Genomic DNA, 22,367 nt, shown 5'->3' with positions numbered 1-22,367 from the left:
GTTAGGCAACAACAACCCAATCTTCTGCAAATAGATCACCAGTTGATGGAACCCACCCCATAGCTAAGGTGTCTTGCGCTGTTTTAAGCGTACAGTAAGGTGCAACATCTATATAACCACCAATCTTCTCAGCATGGGCTTTGTTATGGGGATTCCAAATATAGGTGGATTCAACTTGTTTGGATTCCCCTTGGGCAACTACGTATTGGTCTTTGCCATTCCAACCACTACGAGCAACTTTTTTACCTTGTTTCAATGCAATAAGCGCATCACCAAACTTAAAGAGCCACTGGACTTATAGGATTGTTCAAACACATCTTTAGGAGACCATGAAATATAACCAGCATGACGTTCGTCGTTTGGCTTGCCGCCATCCACATATTCGACTAAGTAACCTTGTTCAGTTGGATCTTCATTTTCAGGAATCTGCCAACCGCGATAATCGTTATATTCACCGCGAGTCATTGTTGTTGCTAAAACTGATTTGGTGCCAACATATGCACACAAAGCATGCGCTAATAATTTCTTGTTCATTTTCTAATACCTTTCGCTATGGATTCATTAGGTAAAAGCCCGTACTGATACGGGCTTTGATTGGCTTATTTTTGTGAATTTTTAGCAGTCAAAAGCTCGACGATTTGAGGATTGGTTTCTTCACCAGTCAGCTCAATACCAGCCTTTGCAGCTTCTAAAGTGAGTTCTGCCTTGTTCATGCGTGAATATGCAGGTGGTTTATCTTCCGAATCAGATTCACCTGAACCTTGTGTTCCACCAGTTGGGGTTGAAGCAGTTACAGGCTTAGGATTCACATCATCAAACCAAAGCGCAGTTTCACCTTCAGGTACCAAAAACACTTCATTTTCTTGGATTAAGCGGTCTTTATAAAAACCCTTTTGATTCGCACGTACTTCCTTCTGAGTCATTTATTAAGCCCCTGCATAACTGGATAAGCAGCATTCACATCACGATGGTCAGAAATGTGAGCAAACACGGTGCCTGCTGTGAATGGACCACTCGCCACAACATAGTTCAAACGTACATAGCGTTTCGTTTTAACTGGAAGCATAACTTCTGCCACTGTGCCAGCAATAAGCTCTGCACCAGTGTAAGCACGCGAAGTTTCAACTGTTTCCCAAGTGCTATTGTCATTGGACTGTTGAAGCTGCACAGTGATGGTTGCCGTAGTTGGTGAAAGGTTTTTACCTCGCACCAACACTGGAAGGCGATTCACGCTAGTTGAAGCTTTCTGCAAATCTAGCGTATCTGTTGATACCGCTGTGACTGTAATAGCCTGATCAAGCGACATCACTAATAATTTATCGATAAACATGGCAGCTCCTTAAACCACACGAGATTCAGTGTTTAGCAATGCATCAACACGACGAATTGGAATACCATCAAATTTAGTCACTGTGCGGCCACCTTGTTCATCAGTGGTAATGCGTACATTCGACCCTTTAACGCTTTGGCGACGTAAGAATGAAGAAATTGTACGGTTTGCATAAATAGCAACACGACCAGAAGTTTTACGTGCAATAACTCAGCGGCTTGTGCAAGCAAGTCGAATAGATCAGCACCTGCGCTTGCATCTTTGGTTAGTGCTGTAACATCGATGTTGGCAATACGAACAATCGCACGCCAGTCACGAACAGTTACACCAGCATTCCATTCAAAGTGAGTTCGTAATACCTGATGCATCATTCCACCAGCTTCTTCTTTGGTCGCTTCACCTAAGTTACGGATTTGCAAACCTGCTTTGGTGCCACGTGGGTAAATACCGTGAACAGTATCTTTGTGCCAAACCACAAACCAAATTGAAGTGTTGTTATTACCAGTACCACCAGCATCTAAAATGTTGCGCTTATTTGCAGGGTTGGTTTGTGCAATGTCATTAAACGAGGGGAAAAACCTGTAAATGCAGCAGGTGTATCACGCGAGTTACCATAGAGTAATGTTTCACCCATAGTTTGACCCATACCTTCAACGAATGCCGCATCTTCACTTGCACGCCATTCTTGAGGGTTGCTTTCCATTTCATAAAGCTTTTATCAACTTCTGAGTAAGTTTCTAAAAGACCACAAGTGTCACGAATTGCAGCAGTTGCTGCTTTCTCAGCAGGGACACCGTAGTTCAATAAACGCCAAGCACCCTTAGGTAAGCCTGTACGAATAGTTGTCTTGTGTCCTGTGCCATCGTTTGCTTCAATCCATACCATATCGTCAAGCATCTCATTGCTTGCGCTTAAGATTTCAATAACCGCACTTTCGGGCGTTTGTCCGTAACGTGCAGCTAGATCCATCAAGGTTGGTTGTAATTGTGCGATTACAGACATATTAAGCCCTCTGTTAGTTATTTATCGCCATACCAAAGTTGTCCAAGACTTGGCGTTGTTGTATTTGATCCTTGACCTGTAGTTATGCTGTCTGGTTGCAACAGTTTGCCTACTTCAGTCATAAAGCCAATTACATCAGGGTGATACCAAGTCCACTCATGTATAGAATCTTAGAGATTTGTCGCCACGGGGTAAGCTGAAGGCACGTTGCGCTGTCAACAGGTTAGCCTCTAATTTATCCCCACCGTATTCAGCATCTGCTTTAGCCGCATCCACCCAAGATGCAATTGCTTTTTTGCTGCTCTTGAACTTGGCGCTGTTGCATTTGAACACCTAAATCAACAAGCTTTTGAACAGCTTCTTGCGGCATTTTGAACTGTTGACCAGCTCCTGAAGAACCTTTGAATCATCACCATTCAGCTCAAACCTTCAGGCATAGTGAAGTCTGCATAAACGATAGGCTGTTCGGCTGGTGATCTTGACCTAACAATGTTTGTTGCTGTTGCTGCTCAGTTGTTGTCGTTGCTGTAGTTTCAACAGCAGGTGTAGTTGTAGCCTGCGTTTCTACAGTTGTGGTTGCTGGAGTGGTTGTTTCACCAGGTGCAGAAGCTGTTGTTGTGGTCGAAGTATCAGTCGTTGTTTGGTTGGTTGTTTCGCTCATGGCTCACCTTCTCATTTAATGCATTAAGTTTTTTGAAATGTTCACTTTGCATGGCAATCCATGCGTCAGAATTTGCTTGGGTGATTTCACCAATGATGAAAAGCCCCATCTCTCGACGGCCTTCCATAAAAGCGAAATCACTAGGATTGGCTCCACTGGCGTAAGTTGGTTGAAAAATTGCTGCACGATTAATTAAGCGTTGTAAGAAGCGTTTTCCGCTATCAGTCTTAAGCACTGAACGCAGATCGTTAAGCTCATTCTCGCGCTCGTTCTCAATTTCTTTGGCGTTATCACGATTCATTAGACAATACCTCCTTTCAATCGCAGATTGCCTAATGCCTCTGCATCCGTTTCACCAACTGTTTTCATTGTGTTGGCTTGCTGTTGCTGAGTTTCAGCTTGTGCCTGTGCCAAAGCTTGTTGCTGTGCAATTTGCTGTTGCTGCGCACGTTGAGCGCGACGTTGGTCAATTTGTTTTTGGTTGCGGAAAATCGTAGGAGATGCACCAATAGTGTCTGCGTACTCGTCGATATACTTATCCGAATCAAACTTATCCAATACATCTGGATTGATTTGTGCAACGGTAGAAATCATTTGCAGGCATACGTTCAAGATTGGATGCACCAGTAGCACGCTGCGCCATTGCCAAAATAGACACAAAATCAATTTTTAGGTCCGTACCTTGGATTTGTGGTGGTGCTGAATCACGTAAAAACTGAGTGGTCTCTAAAACACGACTTACACAAATTTCAACCAGTGGACGTAATAGTTCATCAATTTGACGTTCCACCACTGGTCCAAGCATCAGCATCTTTTCAGATTTGCGCTCATATACCTCAGTAGCTGTCATCTGCCCTTTGTCGTACTGATCCAGCATTAAGAAAAATCTTTGTACATTGCACGATTAATACGATCTTGGTTTTGCAGAATAATGGTATTCACACCACCTAAATCAAATTGCACGTTCAACATAGGCTGAACTTGTGCGACTTGGCTTGTCGGAGTTGGATTGTAGTAAGCAATACCATTTGGCAGAGTTTCTTTCTCTTGGCCTTTCAGGTATGACGGGATCAACATTGGTGGGCTAACTTGATAATCTACCCCTTAGCAATTTGTTGATGTCCTTTCTGCAATGCGCGTAAATCACCTAAACAATCGCTTGCAGGTGATTCACCATAAACATCACTGCTTGATACCGTCCAACGACCTACAATGACCTCAAAACTCTCTAAACCATTTCACGCAATAATTTCTCTTGCTCTTTTTCCTCAAAGTAAACCGAAGCAAAGGCATATTTTAGCGCCATAGCCTTTTGCGTCTCACGTGATAAATCGCATGATGAATCGTGTATTCCTGTTCGGTGTTGTCATTTTCAAATGCTGATTTGATTTGATCTGAAACATTCTCTATCCCAATTGTTTAACAATGTTGGCAACGGTTAGTTTGAACTTGCGGAATACACCATTGGGTTTATTGAACTGATCCACGGTGATAGCAAATTCACCAAAGGACATAGGAATCATATCCATGAGCTCAGCATCTGGTGAACGTGGTGCCAAGGCAGCACATGTACCAAAAGCACCTTCTTGCAGGTAGTTGTTGTGCATGGTGCGATAAACATTGCTTTTGGCAAATGTTGCATAACATACGTCTTGCAAGTCCTTGAGCCATTGCTTGACCTGAATGTCTTTTTTCAACATTGGATCAGACGCTTCAATTACAAACCAAGGTCGGCTTGGTGACATAGTTCCAGACAACATACCTGCTGCAAGAACCTTCAAAGCATCCTTGCCTGTGTTATCTACAATCTTGCGCCATGCTGAACGATCATGCTTTTCCTGATTCTTGATTGACTTAATCGCAACAGGTAAAACATGCAATGCAATCTCAGCACAATGATCGTCATAATCATTGACGCGGTTTTGCCATACTGTATCGAAACGCTTTTTAAGCTTCTTGATTGCATCTGCGTTCATATTAGCGCCCTAAAAGAGTTTTTTTGCCCAAACGTAGTTCTTCATCATTTACGCCTGTTGTGTCGGTATACAAAGTATTAGCGATGCCGCCAGACATAGAATTTTGTGCTTGTTGTGCTCGATCAATTACAGCCGAAGAATCTGCTGCTTTACTTTCCTGTTTTGTTGGCTGTGCAGGTGGAGCCACAACCTGTGCTTTCTTGGGCTCCATACCAAATAGTTTTGCAGTTCCATCAAGAACGCTATTACCACCAATCAATAAATCACCAATATTGCTGCTACACATGGTCATATCTCCTCGTTTGTGTTTTCACATTCTGACATTGGCACTTCATAGATTCCCCCTTTGCTGTTGACACTACTCATACGGATCATATTCACGACGTGCTCTTGATCCATGAACCATCTGCATGATGTGACGCTTAGGTGTATCTATCTGTGCCATGATGATTGCAGAGCCACGGTCAGGACTTCGCCCTATACGCTTCACAATGTCCTCACGTGATTCAGCCTTGATGTTCTTGCCCTGTAATGACCAACGCGGTGCAGTCAGGTCGGCAAGTAATTTAGGATCATCAGGAAGTGCAACAATGCTGCCGTATGCAGGGTCTAATGCTTCGCGGAACTGCCACCAAAGCTGTGAACGTAGATTGAAAAAACTCAACTGGCCTGAACGGTCGAATGATGTAGCAGCTTGGCGCACATCAACTGGTACTACATGCATGCCTGATTGATTAAGGAAGTCATAAGGACTGGCACCTACCCCAATCACATCAATATGAATTGGCGCATGGTCACGGGTATTACCAACGGCAAACGAAGCTACACATGGGCCATCAAGTGAATCTGCACCAGCCAATAAATCTGCATCTGCATACCAGTATTGATAACGTGCATATCCAATCGTTTCATCACGTCCACCGCGTGCAACGTCCAAGCCGTATGAATCCATTTCAAAGACACCACGATTCAACATGCGCATTTCTTCGTATGGCTTCCAACGTGCCTGTGCAGCTTCTACCCATGCAGTCGGAATGATTTGCCATGGATCATCTTCAATACCAGCACTGAAATCACCGTAGAGCATTTGAGACCTCAAAGGTTCAGGCAGGGATTGCAAAGTATTCATGTAGCCTGTTTCCATGTAGTACTTATTGTCTGTGACACGCGCAGGGATAAACGTCCGTGATTTAGGCTTGATGATAAATTCAGGCTTAAATTGCTCTGGATCGAACTCATAGCAAGGCTCACCATCAACCAAAACAAACTGCTCAGGTCGCGCAACTTCCTGTTCCTTGCCACCGATCATTGCGAAATAACGAAGCTCACCAGGTTGTGCAGGGTTTGGATAACCCTTCTGCAACCATGGTGCGAAATAATCCAATACCCAACGTCCCTCTGCGGTTGTTGGTGGGTTGAAGGTCAGAAGGCATTTAGGCTTGATGTTTGGGTCACTGGTACGATTCCACCCCATGATGAAGCGTGCTTGTGATTCACGAATCTCTGTAGCCTCATCCAGTGCCTTGAGATCATGTGCACGACCTTGCCAACGCTTTTCATCACCGATGTTATCCAGACCACCAAACTCTAAAAGACGGCCATTATCCAAACGCCATGCAGATTTTTGAGAGTTGAATCCGTTCTTATGCCCAACAATCTCTTCAATGCGCTGAACAATACCGTCCGTCTGCGCTTTCTCACGACGTACAATCAACACACGCTTATGGATATTCAGTGCAAGCCCTGCGAGTAAATCCGTCTTACCACCACCTGCTGCGCCACCGTAGCCAATCACATCAGCCGTGGATAAATATGCAGCCATTTGAGGGCCTTCAAGCGGAAACCAAATTGGAGCATTTGCAAGCAGCTTAAGTACTTCTCTGTGCTCGTCTTCATCCAGTGACAGCAAGTACTGCTCAATTTCCTTTTCTGTCATATCAGCAAGTAAGGAAAGGATTTCATCGTCAGGGTTTTTAGACATGCTCACCCTCTTTGCACACAGGGCATTCAACTAGTTCAGGAATAACAACCTGATCCTTGTCATCAAATTGAATCACACCCATTGCAGACCAGTACAACTTGCGCAATTCAGGTGTGTCTTGCAGGTGGTGAAATGCAAGCTCAAATTTGTATGTGCATGAAGTATTGTGTACTTTGCTTTGTTGATCTTCTAAACATTCAACAATTTCTTCATAGACACGTGGCATAACTTTATCTAAATCATTCATTTCAAAATGATCTTTAACAAATCTCAAAGTCATCTCTAAAAATTTAATGCGTTGTTTTTGTCGGTTAGAGTATTTTCTCCACTGTGTGTTTGCTTCTGCCAAATGGTTGACTTCAAATTCTTGTTCACTTGTCATTTCGCTTTATCCTTCGCCTTTTTAAGCTTGGCAATCGCAGATAGTTTTTTGCTGTTGGATGTGGTTTCGGTTAATGGATTTTCTGGATCGTTGCTATGAACCAACTGATCCTTGAACATTCCGATGTGCTGACCTGCTTTGATCAATGCTGCTACTTGGTCATGAAATTTAATTTCAATGCCGTGCTGCGTCTCTTTGACACCTGCATACAAGAGCTTTGCTTGATCACTCACGCGAGTTGTATCTTCGATATAGGTGAAGCCGTGTCCTTGCCCTCTGCATTCAGGGCATTTAGGGTTTGGCTCTTTGGTTCGGTCAAAACCAAAGCCACCATCACAATCAGGCGGTGGCAGTTGTCGTGCTTTGGCTTGATAAATTGCATTGTGATACTCGCCATTGGTCCACTGGTAATAATGATCTTCACCCCAGCAATAACGGCAATTCACACGTACAAAACGCTGTAACTCATTGGGATCAGCCGTAGCCATTTCCCACAATCGATTTAAAACCTTGTCTTGGGTAATCTTGTTGCGTTCAGCAAGTTCAGCCTCGCCCTTTGCAATCGCTTCCTTCACACTAAGTTTTGCTAAGTTCTGTGCTCCAATCTCGTTTGCAGTCTTTGCTGAATATCCAGCACGAATTGCCGCTTGAGTGGCGTTACGATCCTTCAAATACTCTTCAACAAATCGTTGCTGTTTCCCACGTAGAGACATCAAATCACCTCCTTGTAGCAATACCTGTTGCAGATTCTTCGGCACATCTCATGGGATATGTCGTATTTGTGCGCCAATTGACGATAGGACAGCCCTGAAGCATGAAGCTGACGGATATTCTTAATATCGCTCTCAGACACCTTAGGCGTTGAACTACGCTTCACCTTGTCTTTGACATGGAACTGAGTCAGGAACGCAAGTACTGGCATATTTTTAATCCCTCCTAAACGCTCATGCCCCAAATCAACATGCCAGCATCACGCTGCTCCTGATTTGTTCGACCTACCCAACCAGTGAGACGATTAAAATCTTCTGAATTGGTTTTAGATTTTGTTGGCTTCACTTCGACAACTGGCAAACCTAAGTGCTGTGCCATCTGCACAAGTAACTTGCCTGTTGCATGGTTTTCACCAACACGTTTTGAAATCTGCTCATTGACCGCAAGTGATTTCTTCGCACCGCTTCTGAAATTTGCTTTCTTGTTTAACCAACCAGCTTCAATCACAACTTTCTTGATCATGTCTTGTTGGTCGTGAAAGAGTTCAACCACATCTGCAAACTTGAGATTCTTCAGCTCAAAATGCGATTTCCCCAAAACTGCCACACCCGATTTTTCTAAATCAGGATCGATACCGATGATGATTTTAGACATGAGCACCCCCAACACGTGCATCAGCCCAATTACACTCCACTACGGTTAAACCATCGTGCTGGAAGCGTGACCACAATCGGTCCCCTAGGTCATCACGTAATTTTTTCAAGGTGAAGTTTGAAATCAACATGGTCGGTTTTTTGCAGTCGTATCGCTTGGTTAAAACTTTGTGAACAAGCTCAATGCGCTTATCACGGTCATGCAATCCGTATTCATCCACGATCAACAAATCGTATTGAGAAAACTCATAAATCACAGCTTCCTCGGATTGATCTTTCGTGTCCTTGTCCCATGCGTTCATGATCCGCTGTGCAATTTCTTCACTGGTGATGCAACGCGCTTTAAGCCCACTTTTCAGAAGATTCTTAGCCGTTGCACAAGCAAGGTGTGTTTTACCTGTCCCTGTCGATCCAACCATGATGAAATTTGAGTTTTGTTTTTCAGCAATCCGTTTTGCAAAGTTTGCACATTGGCTCAATGCATTCGCTTGACCTTGGGTGGTGGTGTTGTAATTCGAGAATGACGAATGTGCATGTCGATCTGGAAGCATTGCCCCTGCAATGTGCTTTTCAAACACTGCTCGATTTGTTTCTGATTGGTGTTTAGATCGATCAGCATTCACGTATTCACTCGCACACATAGGGCAAATCAAATTCCCACCTGCCACAAGTTTTTGAACTTGGTGCAGCTCACAAACAACCTGTGAGACTGCATGATTACTGAATTGAAAATGTGCGTTCATGTCATGCCCTCAGGTAGTTGGACTGTGCCGTGAAACGGTTGATCGTTTTTGGGTTGGTTGTCCCAATCGTCGTTGACGTTCTTGTTGTCGTGCTTGGCCTTGCTTTTGGAATCAGTACCAGGTTTTCGCTGCTTGAATTTATCAATGAGCCATACAGCAAACTTTCGGGTTCGCTGGTTTTCAGTGAGGTCTGGTCTGTTTTCCCAATGGGCGTTGAAGTTACCAAGGTGAAATTGGTAATCAGGCATGTTTAAAACGGATTCAGCCTGAGCACCTACGCTTTCACGAATGACGTTCAGCAAGAAATTTGAATCGGGTTTCCAAGAGTCGTCTTGTTCAGATTTTTGGTTCGCGTCTTGTGTGTGTTTATTAATATCTATTCTATTTACGTTCTCTTTACTCTCTATTGCGATCCCCTGACTATTCGGGTCGGTATCGCCCCCCGATACGGGTTGCGATCGTGACTCGACCATTTTGGCAATCTTTTTAGTTAACGCTTTGGATTGCGGTGCGATACTTTTTAGTCGGTAAACTGCATCGCATAGCTGACCTTCCAACTCAGAAGTATCAATATCAATACTCCATCGTTTTGCGTTGCCATGTGCTCCAGATACAGCATTGGCAAGCTTTTCAATCCAAGCCTCTAATGCTTTCTCTGCAACAACGTGGTGATATAAACGTCCATCGCCACCATCAATCCAACCACGTAAAACATGTTCTTTTACTTTTTTCCACTTGGTACCCATACCCGATAGATGCGCAAGCATCTTGTCATTGTTGGGAATACTTGCCGCAGGGATTTGCGACCACGATTTCAACCAAAGCGTCATACTTGCAACTTTTTCTGAATCATCTCCAAGAATCCATGTTTCAGAATTCAAAAGACGATCAATTTCAATCGGCATGTATGGAAAATTTGATACATCACACTCTTTTGGTGTTAGTGGAATTTTTGAATCACTCAAGCCACACCCCCTAATCGAATTGCGGCAGCACCGATCACCATAAAAATGAACAGCAGTGCTTTATTAAGGTCCTTCATGTTGCCACCTGTTTTTCACATGCTGTGCCCAACCTTTGCATGGCTTCATACGCTTCTTGTCTTCACTGGTCGGGCAGTCCAGATTCTCAATATCTTTATGGCAATAAAACACCGCATCCGATTCCAAAGCATGAGCCAAGTCAGATTGAGTCGTAAGACAGTGATTTGCGAGAGTTCCGCAGCGATATGCACATGATTCGCATAGCACATCTTGATTAGGTGCTTTCTGAGCCAAGATCAGCCCATTCAAAGCACCATGGAAACTAGGTGAGATTAGCTTTTCAATCGCATATGGATGCATACCGCCATTCGTTACCATGTGCAGATAAAGAGTCTCATCACATGATTGAGCGTAATTCACAGCTATATTCAGAACATTACCAAGCAAGCCCAACAGTTCATCATGAGACTTATCACCAAAGCTGTTTTTAATCGCCTGTAAGCGTTCATCCTCAGACAATTGGATAATGTCTGTTAGAGCGAGAATTGAAGTGTTGTCGATCATGCAGCACCTCGCATCAAAACCAATTGTTTTGCAGTGACGGTACGTGCTGAAATATCAGGACCAAATGACCAACGGAACTTGGCATAGACATGCACAATTTCGCAGTTATCAATGCGCATAGTTGCAGCCACGCGATAAGCCCAGCCATCCAAACGAACAACTTGACCAGGCTTGAAACGAGAACGGGTTTTAGGGCGACGTAGGTTCATGCTGTAACCCCATTCGCTTTTTGCTTTTCTTCGCGCTGCTTGAACACACACTCAGCATGGATGACACGAAAACCTTTAGCGTCTTGGCGCTTTTCAAAATGCCCTGCACCTTTTGCAACGAAGTGCGTGCAGTAATAGCAATAACCACTAAAGCGATTTCTCATGACTGCACCTCGAATACTTTACGAAGCGCATCAACCACCATTTTTATTTTTTCTTCCGAACCCCACCAGCCATAGTTAAAGTCAGCATCATGTAAACCACTGTATTTTTCACCAGTGAAACCTTGAGGCTCAGAATCATCTAAATAAAGGATTACTTGACCAACTTCGGGACGATGTGAAAAAGGCGCAGGCACTTCGATGCCGTTGATAGTGATAGTTTTTGGCTTAATACGGAAAAAGACCTTCCGTTCATCATAAAATCCAGTGAAAAATAATTTCGTAGAAGTGTCGTCTGTGTCTGGAATGAAATCAGTCCAACGAATTTCATCCCAAGGTTCTAAAGAAATCTGAACCTTTTCACCAGCCAAAGCAGCAGCTAATGCAGCCTTACCATCAATTAGATCCTCAAATCCTTTAACCTTGATAGTTTCCACTGCAACAGCTTTCAAACCTGATGTTTTATCGTTGATAGATTTACATTCGACCCATTTACTGTTGTTTTCTGAATAGGTGTGAAAAATGCCTGTACTTGATTTAAAAACAGGATAATCAGGTCTATCACTTGCGACAGTGATCGAGTAATTCGCATCACTTACATCATTTCGATTCAAGACAACTAAGTCCTGTTCTGAAGGATTCAATGCTGTATTCGTCATGCTTCTTCCCCGTCATCCAACCCAGAAACAAACAAAGCCACTGGAGCCGTTTCACCTTCAATAATCAAACAGTGATTGCACTGTTCCCCGTTAAACTCTGGACATTTGCCAGCACACTTATGTTCTGTTAAATTAGTCATGTTCTTTAATCTCTCTGGTTGATGAACAACTAAGCCTGATGTCAGATATCAGGCTTTTTCTTTGCTTAAATTCCCGTGAATCCCTTCCAATCCCTCTGAAAAGCTCACCTCAGTAGACAAGTCCCGCACTAAAGCTCCTAATCCCAAGCGCTCAAAAGATTTTGCTTGTAAATTAAGAACATGCCACTCACCCACGATTTCTTTTTCAAGTAAGAAAGCGAGGTATTGAGCAAGGTCTTTACCCTTAATTTCAGCGAGAGTTTTTGCTCGTTCATGGATCTCTGGAGACAAGCGAACATGCGTAGATTTCTTTTCAAGACTCATACTTTCACCATATGTGGTTGGTGCTTAATTGGTTCCTTACCTTCCGCTAAATCACGGATTTGGTATTCCCTTGCTAATGGGATTTTATTTTCAGGCCATTGATAAACGGCTGACGGCTCGATTCCAAGAAGTCCAGCCAACTCAACCCCATTTACCTTAAGCAGCTCATAAGCTTCTTGCTTGGTCATTTCCAACATCCTAAAAAATAAGATTTCTTATTATTTAATCAAAGAAAACTTATAAAAGCAATATGTAAGATAACTTATATGGAAAAGCAAACTACTGGTCAGCGCATACGTGCGCTTAGACGCTCGAAAAAACTTACTCAAGTGCAGCTAGCTAAGATTGCAGGCGTAAGTTCGCCTGCTGTCACGGAATGGGAAAAGGATAGCTATTTGCCAAAAGCGGCCTCATTAGAGGCAATGGCAAATGAGTTCGGAGTCACGACTGAATATATCCTGACTGGTAAAGGTGAAAGTAGTAGCAGTTCATCTAATGTGACTCCTATCTCACCTAAAATGGCTCCAGTACTGTCATGGGTTCAGGCAGGTGTATTCACCAATGTTGAAGCAATTGACATGACTCAAGTTGAGGAATGGCTCCCTCTTCCAGAAGATTGTGAAGACTGCTTTTATTTGAAAGTACAAGGCTCAAGTAACGCACCCATGTTTATCGAAGGTGACTACATCCTGGTAGATCCTCACGTTCAATACAGCGATATTCAATCTGGTGATTTAATTGTTGTTCGCAAATTGGATGGTGCGACATTTAAAAAACTGGTGATTGAACCTGATGGCTCAAGATACTTACAAGCCCTTAATCCTGACTTTAAGCCAAACATCATACATCTCGATGAAGAATGTGTTTTTGTGGGTGAGGTTATTGATTCTGTTCGCTATATTTATAAAGCAAAGCGAAAAATTAAAATTTAACAAACAAAACAATACGAGTTATTTTTAATGAAAATCATAAGGTTCGCACCTCTTGTTTTAGGTTTGGCTCTCGTTGGATGTGGTGAACCTCAGATCACTCAAGATGAGTATGATGAGATGGTTAGTGAAAAAGACGCAAGAATTGAGGAACTAGAAGGTCAAGTTCAGAGCTTGCAAGAACATGTTGCAAACCTTGAAAGTAAGGCTGATGAAGTTAATGCTCAATTTGAAAGATTTCAAAGTGAAAATTGGCGTGATGTTGTTCCTGATGCTGAAAGTAGCTTAGAAGATTTGAACAGCGAAATTGAAAATAACTCAGAATATTCAGCATACTAATTAGATACAGAAAACCCTACTCGATCAAACCTAAAGCCCATTTTAACGCGGGCTTTTTTATTGCCTAAATTTTTTGAAATAAGTTTTCTAAGTAAAATATCTAAGATTTCTTATAATTCCTCTTGATTGAAAAACTAAGTTTTCTTATATTTATCTCACCAACAACAAATCTGAAATGTTAGGTGAATGCTATGTCAGCTAAAAACACTTCATTCAGCCAAACGCTTTCTAACCTTCAACGTGGCAGCACAATTGAAGAATTAGATGAGCTTTTAACTGAAGCGCTTCAAGCAACTCAAGACACAGGTAAGCAAAGCACTATCACTGTGAAACTCACTATTAAACCTAACGGTAATGGTGTGTACAAAATCATTGATGATGTGAAGTCTACGCTTCCTAAATTCGATAAAGAGCCGACTGTTCTATTTACAGATCGTGATCAACAGCTTGTTCGTGAAGATCCACGCCAACAAAAATTGCAGTTGGAGCATATCGATTCAGCGCCAGTTGAGCTCAAACAAATTCCAATTGGAAATGAAAAACCTGTAATCAAGCCATTAAGTTAATTAATTAACTTTGGAATATTTTCTTAAATATCAACAATTTTAAATAGGTTTATTAAAAAATGAGCGAAGCTAAAAATTCAAGCGAATGCCAAAATGCTTTCACACTTGGTCAAACTTCACTGCAACAAACACGTGGATTGCCATTTGTTGTAATTCCAGACAATGGCCGTGTTCATACATTTGAAAACACACTTGAGCGCCCTTTACATCTTGAGCAAGCTGTAAAACTAGATACTGCTAAAGACTTCATTAAATATGTAGAGCGTTTTGCAGATCAAAACTCAATTATCTTTGTGAATGTACTTAGTGGTCGTTTTAAAGCTGTTCTTGATTACCACGAAGTTAAAGAAAAATCGGACGATGGTGTGGTAGCTGCTCCACGTCACGCCAAGCATGTCGCAAATTTAACAGTTGAAAAAACCACTGAGTTTAAAAAAATTGAAGCCAGCTCAGGTGAAAAATTCACTCAAACTCAGTTTGCTTTGTTCCTTGAAGATGTAATGCCTTACATCAATCAACCGGCAGCAGCTGAACTATATGAAATCGTTCAAACATTGAATGCAAAAACGAATGTTGATTTCAAATCAGGTATTCGCACTGACAACGGTCAAGTTCAACTTCAATACAACGAAACGATTGAAGCGCGTGCAGGTGTGTCTGGTAATTTGACCATTCCTGAACAAATCGTATTTGGTATTCAAGTTCACCGTGGCGGTGAGCACTATGCCCTTCCTGCTCGTTTCCGCTACCGCATCAAAGATGGAAATATCACCTTCTGGTATGACCTTGATCAGCTTGAAAAGGCAATCGAAAAATCAATGGAAGATACCGTTGATTACATCCGCAGCGGGAAAATCGTCACCAATCAAGAAGAACAGGCCGTATTACCAGGTGTTCCTGAATACGTAACCATCTTGGAAGGTTCTGTCTAATTTACTTAAATTTTAAACGAAAAAAAGCCCCGAATTTTTGATCGAGGACGGGGCTTCTTTAGGGGGTATAGCGAAAGCTATAGGAGGGATTATGAACATGGTTTCTTTTAATTTCAAATCGGTTTTGTGTGGTTTAGGTAGTGCAGTGGTTATGACAGCAGTGTTTGCTTCAGTACAAATGTATCAACCAGCAAAGCTACCAATTGAAGAGCAGCAACAAATTACTGTTTCTTCTGACAGCTACACAGTGGATGCACTTGATCTTGGGCCATATAACGACTGCCGTCGTGATTGCCATGCAACGCTCCTTGCAGCTAATGACAGTTTTTTGATTGAAGTGAACTTCGATTATTCAGGTTTTGATAATGGCAACGGCTTCAATCGCTCTACTGGTATTCAGATAGATCGTCTTGAACCTGAGTTCGTTGGTGATGAATCAGGTGAAGAAATTAATGCATACCTTGACCGTTATGAGCTCACCAAAATCAATGAGGCGCTTGAAGAATCTATTGCTGTGAAACTTCAAAAGTTGGGAGGTTCTCATGGGTGAACTTATCGTGATTAAGCATGGTTCTAAAGGTCAGCGAAATGAGCTGCAAGCACTAGTTTATAGAATGCTATGCCATGTTGTTCCTAAAGACTATAGCGAAATCAACATTGGCAAATCGACTATTTACGTGTCGTTAGAAGGCTTCCCATGGCAAACCATCAAGTCACGCGATCCTATAAACAGTTACCTCAATGGTGAGAAATGGGGTTGGAACCCACTCAAAGTGAAGGGTTCAGGTCGTTTCGGTGGTGGTTGGGCATTTAAGTTTGGCATTACCTCTAATCAAGATTTTCGTGAATTGATCATTGATGTAGGTATCGGCTCAATTAGTTTGGAAATCATGGGGAAACGTGGAGGATTTTTCTTATGAAAATTAAGAAAATCACCTCTCAAACCCGTCGAGATTTCACAGCAATTTATGAATGTGAACACTGCGGAAATACTGAAACACGTGATGGTTACGATGATGAATTTTTCCATCGTTGCGTAATACCAGCAATGATTTGCGCGAACTGCCAGCGTACTGCTGATGAAAGCTACCGCCCTTTGGCACCTAAATATTCTGAAAATCAGGTGGTTTGATATGAATACCCAAGTCAATCGCGACCAGTTTCTTGCAGGTCGTAAAAAAGGAATCGGTGGTTCAGATGTTGCTGCAATCCTTGGTTTCAGCCCATACAAGTCACCATACCAATTGTGGTTAGACAAAACTGGCCGTAGTGAACGCTCTGAGTCTCAAAGCGAATCAGCACACTTTGGTCATCTTCTTGAAGATTTGGTTGCAAAAGAATATTCACGTCGTGCCGGTGTAAAGGTTCAGCGTGTAACACAACAATTAAGTTTGCCTGATCATCCTTGGGCAATTGGCAACATTGACCGCGCAATTATCAATCCTGAAATTTCAGGCAACGTGCGATTCAAAGATGGAAAGCTCACAACTGACAGACTGCTTGAATGCAAAACGGCTTCTGAGTATCTAGCAAAGTTATTTGGTGAAGAAGGCTCAGACCAAGTACCAGACTATTACCTAACACAGTGCCTTTGGTACCTACTACTTTCAGGCTGTGAATTTATTGATTTAGCAGTACTGATCGGTGGCAACAAGTTCCGCATGTATCGCATTGAACGTGATGAAGATTTGATTGATTCAATTTTTCGTCAAGTTAAAGCGTTCTGGTTCAACCATGTGGTTGCTGATGTCCCACCCGATCCAACTTGTTTTGATGATGTATTGCATCGCTGGTCTAAGCAAGTTGTTGGTAAACAAGTCGAAGCTGACTTAAAGCACATCAAATTAGCTGAAGAGCTCATCACTGTTCAGAATCGCCAAAAGGCTGACAAGGCGCGTGAAGATGAGATCAAGCTACAGATCGTTACCACCATGCAAGATGCAGAAATGCTGATTAGCCAAGGCATGACTATCTGTACCTACAAAGAACAATCCTCTACTCGTATCGACAGCACGCTGTTGAAAAAAGAAGAACCTGATTTATTTGCGAAATACAGCAAAACATCCAGTACGCGTGTTTTCCGTACCTCAAACAAATTTAAAGAAGCAATTTAAGGAATATTTATCATGAATGCATTAGTTCAAAACACTGGCTTTTTAACTCCTACTAACCTTCAAGAAGCGATGCAAATTGCTGATTTATTGGCGAACTCTGAAATTGTCCCAAAGGACTATCAGAAAAAGCCTGGCAACATTTTAGTTGCTATGCAATGGGGTGCTGAAATTGGCTTACAACCACTTCAGGCCATGCAAAACATTGCAGTAATTAATGGTCGTCCTTCTCTTTGGGGTGATGCTGTTCTTGCCTTGGTTCGTAGTTCAGGGTTGCTTGAGCAATTTGAAGAGACTCAAACCGACGACGTTGCAACTTGTATCGTTAAACGTAAAGGCCATAAAGCTGTTACCAAAACATTCAGCAAGGAAGATGCTAAACGCGCTGGGTTATTAACTAAACAAGGTCCTTGGTCTCAATATCCACGACGCATGATGCAAATGCGTGCACGTGGCTATGCATTACGCGATGAGTTCACGGATATTCTTAAAGGTTTTGGGGTTGCTGAAGAAGAGCGTGATAAAGAAATTGATGTGACTCCTGAGCCATCAAATATCAAGAAGCATCAAGGTGCATCTGGTCTAAAAGCACAGTTAGAACATCGTGAACAACAGGACAAGGTTGTTGATATGGCACCTGAGTTCGACACAGCAGCTCTAATTGCAGAAATTGCTGCAGCAGAGTCACTGGATCAATTAAAACAAGTTGGTTCCACTGTGCCAGATGATTTAGGTGAACCGGCTCAAACAGATATTAAAAATGCCTATGCTGCAAAGAAATTCTACCTTCAGTTGGTTGTTGATCTTGAAGATGCAGCAGATGTTGAAGTTATCAATTCAATTATGGGTGAACGATTTGAACCTAACACTTCATATCTAACTGACGAACAGATCGACAAGATCAATTCGATTTACGAACGCAAAGCAGCTGAATTAACAGCATAACTCTGGCATGTGGTGCCCTCATCGATGAGGGTGCCAATAGTGAGATCAAAGATGAATCCAACTATTGAACAACGACATGCCATTGATATGGCGATTCAAGGACAATCTTGCAAAGTAACTGCCTATGCAGGTGCTGGTAAGACATCAACACTAAAATTAATTGGCAATGCAAAGTACAACCAACACGGCATGTACCTAGCATTTAACAAGGCAATTGCAACTGAGGCACAGTCTAAATTCAATCACAATGTGAAGTGCAAAACCTTTCACAGTCTTGCATATAACTCTGTGCCACGTTGGTTGACGAACAAATTGAAGAATCGTCGCCTTATGTCTAACCAGTTGGCATACCGCCATAACCTTGAAAATTATCATGTGCCTGTCGCATTGGTAAAACAACGCGGTGAAGATGATAAAAAACGCTTATTCAATTCTAAGCATATGGCTAATGCCATGTTGAATGCAGTTGGATATTTCTGCCGTTCAAATTACAACGAGATCCAACTGGCGCATGTATATGCTGCCCTACCTGACTGGATGGATGACACCTATCGTGCAGAGTTGGCTAATGTCCTTTTACCTAAGGCATATGACTATTGGGGCGATGTACTCAATCCTACAGGGGTGAACAAATTAGAGCATGATCATTACTTGAAGTATTGGGCTTTAAGTAATCCAGTGATTAATTCTGATTTTATCCTGTTCGATGAAGCTCAAGATGCCGATCCGATCATGCTGAATGTGTTGAGTAAGCAACAAGCGCAAGTCATTTATGTGGGTGATCGCCACCAACAAATTTATGCTTTCAGAGGCGCGGTCAATGCCATGCAATCTCTAGAAATTGCCGAGACACGTTTAAGCCAGTCATTCCGTTTTGGTGAAAATATTGCTGACCTTGCCAATAAGATTTTATTCAATGTCTTGGATGAAACTATTCCATTACGTGGCTTTGAACAGATCAATTCTAGTGTTGGTGATGTCAGTGACGTGATTGCAGATGCATTCATCTACCGTACCAATGCTGCTGCCCTATCGAACATGGTTGAGTTGGTAAAAATTGGACGCGAACCACGTTTAGAGGTTGATACAGCCTCCTTGTTGAAAAACATTCAAGATGCTCAGAAGGTTAAATCAGGCATCAAGGTTCACGATGGAAGCGTATTTGAAGGCTTTAGCAATTGGGAAGAAGTTATTGAATATACCGAAGAAGTTTCAGGAAATGACCTAAAACCACTGGTTAGTCTAATTAATACAGTTGGTGAATCTGCTTTGATTGAAGGATTGATGAAAAGCAATTCAAGTGATTTTGATTGTGTTGTGACTACGGCCCATAAATCGAAAGGTCTGGAATTTAACAAGGTCAAACTTGGTGGTGACTTCTTTTATAAGGAAGCGGCTGCACCTGGTGAAAAAGTTCTATCTGAAGATGAAGCCCGACTTCTATATGTTGCTGCTACACGTGCCAAAAAAGAATTGGATATTTCGGCTTTAAATCCACTGTTCAAGGCGATTGGCTACAGCACTCAAACTCAACCTGAAGGACGAGAATTATGCGCGCAGTAGTCAAACCAAAGAACCTCTTAGGATTCAAAATTTGGTTAGAAAAACTAGGTTATGACGTAAATGCATTAAACGGTGGTTTTGCAGCAAGAGCTAAAAGCCGTGAAGCGCAAAAGGCTTATAAAAAGTCACATCATTATATGCGTGTAGGTGCCGACTTATCGGGTAACACCGCAGCACATGAGCTTGGGACTGAGTTTGAAAGACACCTTGCGGCACCTGATCAAACTTGCACACCGAAAGCAGAAAAAGAAATTCTGCATATTGTTAAAGGTGAATCACATGGAATGGGTTATCTGGTGGCTTGAAGTGATGTTGGCAATAAACGGAACACTAATTATTAATTTTGAATTATGGCGATATTGAGCAAAATTATGCGCAATTCTCTTAAAAATTAAAGGTTTTGCGCAGATATTTGCTCATAAGAGATAGGTGAAGTGATGGGTATTCAGAAAGAAAATGATTTAATTCAAGAAGCCTTTGAGGTCGAAGCTGATGAAATGGGGTTTTGCTTAGATCAAAAATGGGGTGACTATGAAAATCCTTATGAGAATAGCGATACTGCCCTTGCATTCAACCTTTTTAAAAAAGGTTGGCAAGCCAAATCCCAAGCGGTGCCTGACGGGTTTGTTTTGGTACCGAAGGACGATCTGATGACAATTTTATGCAACTGCTCTGATGCTATGGAGAATGAATCAACATCCTCTGTCTTTGATGAAACAGGCGAACCCTCCACTTGGTTCGATCATCATGTTGAGGCTGAGAGAAGAATATTAAAAGCAATCCCAAATGCACAGGAGCAAAGTCATGACAGCAATTGAATTTGTTCAAAAGTTTGGCTGGGGTGCATCTCAATACTGGACTGGTAGGTTTAATGCTGTTAATGAGGTTGAGGAAAAATTTATAAATACCCAGTTTAGAGACGATTTAAAAAAATATATAGATGCTTATGAGTTGGTGCAGAAGTTTGGCGGGCTGGAAGAAGCTAAAGATGAATACTTTAGTTGTATTCAAAATAATGAGAACGGCTCGCATATAAGTGAAGCCATCACCCTTGTTGAAAGTGTGGAAAGTTTGAAGGAGGTGACTTGATGGGAGCTTTAAAATATACAATTACAGTTGAATCTGATGTACCTCCAAAGATTTTCTTAGGATCTGATATCGGTGGTGCAACGGTGGTCGGGATGCAACAGGAAAAGGTTGAATTGGTATCCGCTGCGGATATTGCACAGCGACATGGCATTTCAGTTGCAACCGTGCGCAGACGTCTAAGTGCTATCAACCAAGGAACTGAGGGTAAATTTCTCTATGACCCAGTTAAAGCATCCCAGTTATTAAAAGACAGCACATCTAAACGTGGAAGAAAGAGAGCTTGTTAGCTCTCTTCTTTTTATGAATTAAACATTTCAACCAGTTCATCTGCATCTGGGTTGTAATAGACATTCACTAGAACTTCAATTTTTTTATGGCCAGTAATTTTGGCTAATACCTCTACTGGTAACTTTCTAATTTTAACCATTCTGGAAATTGCTTCATGGCGTGTGTCATGAAAATGAAAATCTTCAATTCCTGATTCTGCCTTTCTTCGCTCCCATAACTTTCTGAATGCATCAGGGCTTTGTGGAATGATTTGCTCATCCTCATGCGGAATCAGAGCAATCAGCTCTTTGGCAAACTTAGATAATGGCACATTACGTTTAGAGCCATTTTTAGTTTTTGGAAGGTGTACATAGCCGTCATAAATTTCTGAACGCTTCATGTTCAGAATCTCACCCTTGCGCATCGCTGTTTCGATAGCAAAAAGAAAACCCCAAGCAACATAATGCTGTGGCAATGTCGGTACCTGCCCTATTTCATATTCCAAGAGCTTCAACATCGTATCAATTTCAGTCTGAGAAATTCGACGGTACCGTGATTCAGGTTTGACTGGCTTCGATATTTGCATCCAAACATTTGAATCCAACAAGAACATTTCTTTTTGAGCATATGTGTACATTGCTGAATAGAGTGAAATCTCTTTAAGCACAGTATTTTCTTTTACTTCAGTACAACGCTTATTTCGCCAATTAGTTAAATCGAGTGGTGTAATGTCATGAATATTTTTATGGGCCAACTCACCCATCTTTTTTTCAAAGGTTTTGTACTGCGTCAAAATCCAATCTTTAGACTTTGTATGCTTGCCTACTTTGTCCCAATAAACATCAAATAACTGCTTATAGGTGAAAACAGGTTTTTCATTTATTGGAGCATCTTCTTTGGCACCTGCTTTCAACTCAAGTATTTTTATTGCTGCCCACTGCTCACATTCTTTTTCTGTATCGCGGGTTGCTGAGTAACGCTTTCCATCGAACATTAATTCAATTCGATAGGCATCACCTCTTTTTCTGGCTTTGGGTAATTTCATCGTACAGGTCTTGGCGTAATCTTGGCGTAAATTATGGCGTATTTTTACCAAAAAGAGCAACAAATGCACCAATTGCGCCAAATTACATGCAAAAAAAAGACC

At 42.0% G+C, this 22,367-nt stretch carries 34 protein-coding genes and 3 pseudogenes; 14 read left to right on the top strand and 23 right to left on the bottom strand.

The annotated features are described in order from the left end of the window. Position 1: 1 nt before the first annotated feature. The 22 genes and pseudogenes from C3F34_RS20870 to C3F34_RS20055 all read right to left on the bottom strand — a co-directional run bounded on the left by C3F34_RS20870 (position 2) and on the right by C3F34_RS20055 (position 12,667). Positions 2–256 (bottom strand): DUF2829 domain-containing protein, encoded by a 255-nt coding sequence (locus C3F34_RS20870; RefSeq protein ID WP_416333204.1) that lies wholly within the window; start codon positions 254–256, stop codon positions 2–4. Then, positions 253–534 (bottom strand): hypothetical protein, encoded by a 282-nt coding sequence (locus C3F34_RS20865; protein ID WP_416333203.1) that lies wholly within the window; start codon positions 532–534, stop codon positions 253–255. Before C3F34_RS20865 ends, C3F34_RS20870 begins: the two co-directional genes overlap by 4 nt. A gap of 65 nt (positions 535–599) precedes the next feature. Then, on the bottom strand, positions 600–923 hold the full coding sequence (locus C3F34_RS20145) for a hypothetical protein (RefSeq protein WP_104441800.1): 324 nt from the start codon (positions 921–923) through the stop codon (positions 600–602). Further along, positions 920–1,330, bottom strand: a complete 411-nt coding sequence (locus C3F34_RS20140; RefSeq protein ID WP_104442473.1) for a Bbp16 family capsid cement protein — start codon at positions 1,328–1,330, stop codon at positions 920–922. The genes C3F34_RS20145 and C3F34_RS20140 overlap by 4 nt, the downstream gene beginning before the upstream one ends. A 9-nt stretch (positions 1,331–1,339) precedes the next feature. After that, positions 1,340–2,332: pseudogene (locus tag C3F34_RS20135) on the bottom strand (major capsid protein). Between the two features lie 17 nt (positions 2,333–2,349). Next, positions 2,350–2,993: pseudogene (locus tag C3F34_RS20130) on the bottom strand (hypothetical protein). Beyond that, positions 2,962–3,294 (bottom strand): hypothetical protein, encoded by a 333-nt coding sequence (locus C3F34_RS20125; protein ID WP_104441797.1) that lies wholly within the window; start codon positions 3,292–3,294, stop codon positions 2,962–2,964. Before C3F34_RS20125 ends, C3F34_RS20130 begins: the two are co-directional and overlap by 32 nt. Next, positions 3,294–4,969 (bottom strand): annotated as a pseudogene (locus tag C3F34_RS20860) (portal protein). The gene C3F34_RS20125 and the pseudogene C3F34_RS20860 overlap by 1 nt, the downstream one beginning before the upstream one ends. A 1-nt stretch (position 4,970) precedes the next feature. Continuing rightward, positions 4,971–5,255, bottom strand: a complete 285-nt coding sequence (locus tag C3F34_RS20115) for a hypothetical protein (RefSeq protein ID WP_016166609.1) — start codon at positions 5,253–5,255, stop codon at positions 4,971–4,973. Between the two features lie 72 nt (positions 5,256–5,327). After that, positions 5,328–6,950: a terminase gene (locus C3F34_RS20110; protein WP_104442472.1), complete on the bottom strand. Its 1,623-nt coding sequence runs from the start codon at positions 6,948–6,950 to the stop codon at positions 5,328–5,330. Next, a complete protein-coding gene (locus C3F34_RS20105; RefSeq protein WP_228155297.1) occupies positions 6,943–7,332 on the bottom strand; it encodes a hypothetical protein in 390 nt (129 codons plus the stop codon). The genes C3F34_RS20110 and C3F34_RS20105 overlap by 8 nt, the downstream gene beginning before the upstream one ends. Next, positions 7,329–8,045, bottom strand: a complete 717-nt coding sequence (locus tag C3F34_RS20100) for a terminase small subunit (RefSeq protein WP_104441796.1) — start codon at positions 8,043–8,045, stop codon at positions 7,329–7,331. The genes C3F34_RS20105 and C3F34_RS20100 overlap by 4 nt, the downstream gene beginning before the upstream one ends. Continuing rightward, positions 8,045–8,254 (bottom strand): hypothetical protein, encoded by a 210-nt coding sequence (locus C3F34_RS20790; protein ID WP_104441795.1) that lies wholly within the window; start codon positions 8,252–8,254, stop codon positions 8,045–8,047. Before C3F34_RS20790 ends, C3F34_RS20100 begins: the two co-directional genes overlap by 1 nt. 14 nt (positions 8,255–8,268) lie before the next feature. After that, the gene (locus tag C3F34_RS20090; RefSeq protein ID WP_104441794.1) at positions 8,269–8,697 is read right to left on the bottom strand and encodes a hypothetical protein; all 429 of its coding nucleotides are present in this window, start codon (positions 8,695–8,697) and stop codon (positions 8,269–8,271) included. Then, entirely contained in the window at positions 8,690–9,439 is a 750-nt protein-coding gene (locus tag C3F34_RS20085) for an ATP-binding protein (RefSeq protein ID WP_104441793.1), read from the bottom strand. The genes C3F34_RS20090 and C3F34_RS20085 overlap by 8 nt, the downstream gene beginning before the upstream one ends. Beyond that, on the bottom strand, positions 9,436–10,404 hold the full coding sequence (locus C3F34_RS20080) for a DUF1376 domain-containing protein (protein WP_104441792.1): 969 nt from the start codon (positions 10,402–10,404) through the stop codon (positions 9,436–9,438). The genes C3F34_RS20085 and C3F34_RS20080 overlap by 4 nt, the downstream gene beginning before the upstream one ends. 63 nt (positions 10,405–10,467) lie before the next feature. Beyond that, complete coding sequence (locus C3F34_RS20075) at positions 10,468–10,986, bottom strand: hypothetical protein (protein WP_104441791.1); 519 nt, start codon at positions 10,984–10,986, stop codon at positions 10,468–10,470. After that, positions 10,983–11,195 carry a hypothetical protein gene (locus C3F34_RS20070; protein ID WP_016166618.1) on the bottom strand — a complete coding sequence of 71 codons (213 nt, stop codon included), beginning with the start codon at positions 11,193–11,195 and terminating at the stop codon, positions 10,983–10,985. Before C3F34_RS20070 ends, C3F34_RS20075 begins: the two co-directional genes overlap by 4 nt. After that, a complete protein-coding gene (locus C3F34_RS20370) occupies positions 11,192–11,359 on the bottom strand; it encodes a hypothetical protein (protein WP_158654358.1) in 168 nt (55 codons plus the stop codon). The genes C3F34_RS20070 and C3F34_RS20370 overlap by 4 nt, the downstream gene beginning before the upstream one ends. After that, the gene (locus C3F34_RS20065; RefSeq protein WP_104441790.1) at positions 11,356–12,015 is read right to left on the bottom strand and encodes a hypothetical protein; all 660 of its coding nucleotides are present in this window, start codon (positions 12,013–12,015) and stop codon (positions 11,356–11,358) included. The genes C3F34_RS20370 and C3F34_RS20065 overlap by 4 nt, the downstream gene beginning before the upstream one ends. A 188-nt stretch (positions 12,016–12,203) precedes the next feature. Further along, positions 12,204–12,479 (bottom strand): hypothetical protein, encoded by a 276-nt coding sequence (locus C3F34_RS20060; RefSeq protein WP_104441789.1) that lies wholly within the window; start codon positions 12,477–12,479, stop codon positions 12,204–12,206. Next, complete coding sequence (locus tag C3F34_RS20055; RefSeq protein WP_104441788.1) at positions 12,476–12,667, bottom strand: Cro/CI family transcriptional regulator; 192 nt, start codon at positions 12,665–12,667, stop codon at positions 12,476–12,478. Before C3F34_RS20055 ends, C3F34_RS20060 begins: the two co-directional genes overlap by 4 nt. 78 nt (positions 12,668–12,745) lie before the next feature. Between C3F34_RS20055 and C3F34_RS20050 the strand changes: the two genes are divergently transcribed. From C3F34_RS20050 to C3F34_RS19985, 14 genes are all read left to right on the top strand, one after another. After that, a complete protein-coding gene (locus C3F34_RS20050) occupies positions 12,746–13,411 on the top strand; it encodes a LexA family protein (protein ID WP_104441787.1) in 666 nt (221 codons plus the stop codon). 27 nt (positions 13,412–13,438) lie between these two features. Then, complete coding sequence (locus C3F34_RS20045; protein ID WP_104441786.1) at positions 13,439–13,747, top strand: hypothetical protein; 309 nt, start codon at positions 13,439–13,441, stop codon at positions 13,745–13,747. 191 nt (positions 13,748–13,938) lie between these two features. Then, positions 13,939–14,313: a hypothetical protein gene (locus C3F34_RS20040; RefSeq protein WP_104441785.1), complete on the top strand. Its 375-nt coding sequence runs from the start codon at positions 13,939–13,941 to the stop codon at positions 14,311–14,313. A gap of 59 nt (positions 14,314–14,372) precedes the next feature. Further along, complete coding sequence (locus C3F34_RS20035) at positions 14,373–15,245, top strand: DUF2303 family protein (RefSeq protein WP_104441784.1); 873 nt, start codon at positions 14,373–14,375, stop codon at positions 15,243–15,245. Between the two features lie 91 nt (positions 15,246–15,336). Further along, on the top strand, positions 15,337–15,795 hold the full coding sequence (locus tag C3F34_RS20030) for a hypothetical protein (protein WP_228155296.1): 459 nt from the start codon (positions 15,337–15,339) through the stop codon (positions 15,793–15,795). Continuing rightward, positions 15,788–16,165, top strand: coding sequence for a hypothetical protein (locus C3F34_RS20025; RefSeq protein ID WP_104441783.1), 378 nt, complete (start codon positions 15,788–15,790; stop codon positions 16,163–16,165). Before C3F34_RS20030 ends, C3F34_RS20025 begins: the two co-directional genes overlap by 8 nt. Continuing rightward, positions 16,162–16,377 carry a hypothetical protein gene (locus tag C3F34_RS20020; RefSeq protein ID WP_104441782.1) on the top strand — a complete coding sequence of 72 codons (216 nt, stop codon included), beginning with the start codon at positions 16,162–16,164 and terminating at the stop codon, positions 16,375–16,377. The genes C3F34_RS20025 and C3F34_RS20020 overlap by 4 nt, the downstream gene beginning before the upstream one ends. 1 nt (position 16,378) lies before the next feature. After that, positions 16,379–17,359 (top strand): YqaJ viral recombinase family protein, encoded by a 981-nt coding sequence (locus tag C3F34_RS20015; RefSeq protein WP_104441781.1) that lies wholly within the window; start codon positions 16,379–16,381, stop codon positions 17,357–17,359. Between the two features lie 12 nt (positions 17,360–17,371). Continuing rightward, positions 17,372–18,301, top strand: coding sequence for a transcriptional regulator (locus C3F34_RS20010; protein WP_104441780.1), 930 nt, complete (start codon positions 17,372–17,374; stop codon positions 18,299–18,301). A gap of 51 nt (positions 18,302–18,352) precedes the next feature. Continuing rightward, entirely contained in the window at positions 18,353–19,864 is a 1,512-nt protein-coding gene (locus tag C3F34_RS20005; protein WP_104441779.1) for a 3'-5' exonuclease, read from the top strand. After that, a complete protein-coding gene (locus tag C3F34_RS20000) occupies positions 19,852–20,169 on the top strand; it encodes a hypothetical protein (RefSeq protein ID WP_104441778.1) in 318 nt (105 codons plus the stop codon). Before C3F34_RS20005 ends, C3F34_RS20000 begins: the two co-directional genes overlap by 13 nt. 132 nt (positions 20,170–20,301) lie before the next feature. Continuing rightward, positions 20,302–20,682, top strand: coding sequence for a hypothetical protein (locus C3F34_RS19995; protein ID WP_104441777.1), 381 nt, complete (start codon positions 20,302–20,304; stop codon positions 20,680–20,682). Then, on the top strand, positions 20,669–20,953 hold the full coding sequence (locus C3F34_RS19990) for a hypothetical protein (RefSeq protein WP_104441776.1): 285 nt from the start codon (positions 20,669–20,671) through the stop codon (positions 20,951–20,953). Before C3F34_RS19995 ends, C3F34_RS19990 begins: the two co-directional genes overlap by 14 nt. Then, the gene (locus C3F34_RS19985; RefSeq protein ID WP_104441775.1) at positions 20,953–21,240 is read left to right on the top strand and encodes a DNA-binding protein; all 288 of its coding nucleotides are present in this window, start codon (positions 20,953–20,955) and stop codon (positions 21,238–21,240) included. Before C3F34_RS19990 ends, C3F34_RS19985 begins: the two co-directional genes overlap by 1 nt. A gap of 11 nt (positions 21,241–21,251) precedes the next feature. Here the strand turns inward: C3F34_RS19985 and C3F34_RS19980 are convergent, their stop codons facing one another. Continuing rightward, positions 21,252–22,265 carry a tyrosine-type recombinase/integrase gene (locus tag C3F34_RS19980; protein ID WP_104442353.1) on the bottom strand — a complete coding sequence of 338 codons (1,014 nt, stop codon included), beginning with the start codon at positions 22,263–22,265 and terminating at the stop codon, positions 21,252–21,254. Positions 22,266–22,367: the final 102 nt, after the last annotated feature.

The sequence above is a fragment of the Acinetobacter sp. ACNIH2 genome, assembly GCF_002934965.1.
Classification (GTDB): domain Bacteria; phylum Pseudomonadota; class Gammaproteobacteria; order Pseudomonadales; family Moraxellaceae; genus Acinetobacter; species Acinetobacter tandoii.
The sequence above is the reverse complement of the archived record's forward strand: the minus strand, read 5'-3'. Positions and strand labels throughout refer to the sequence as shown.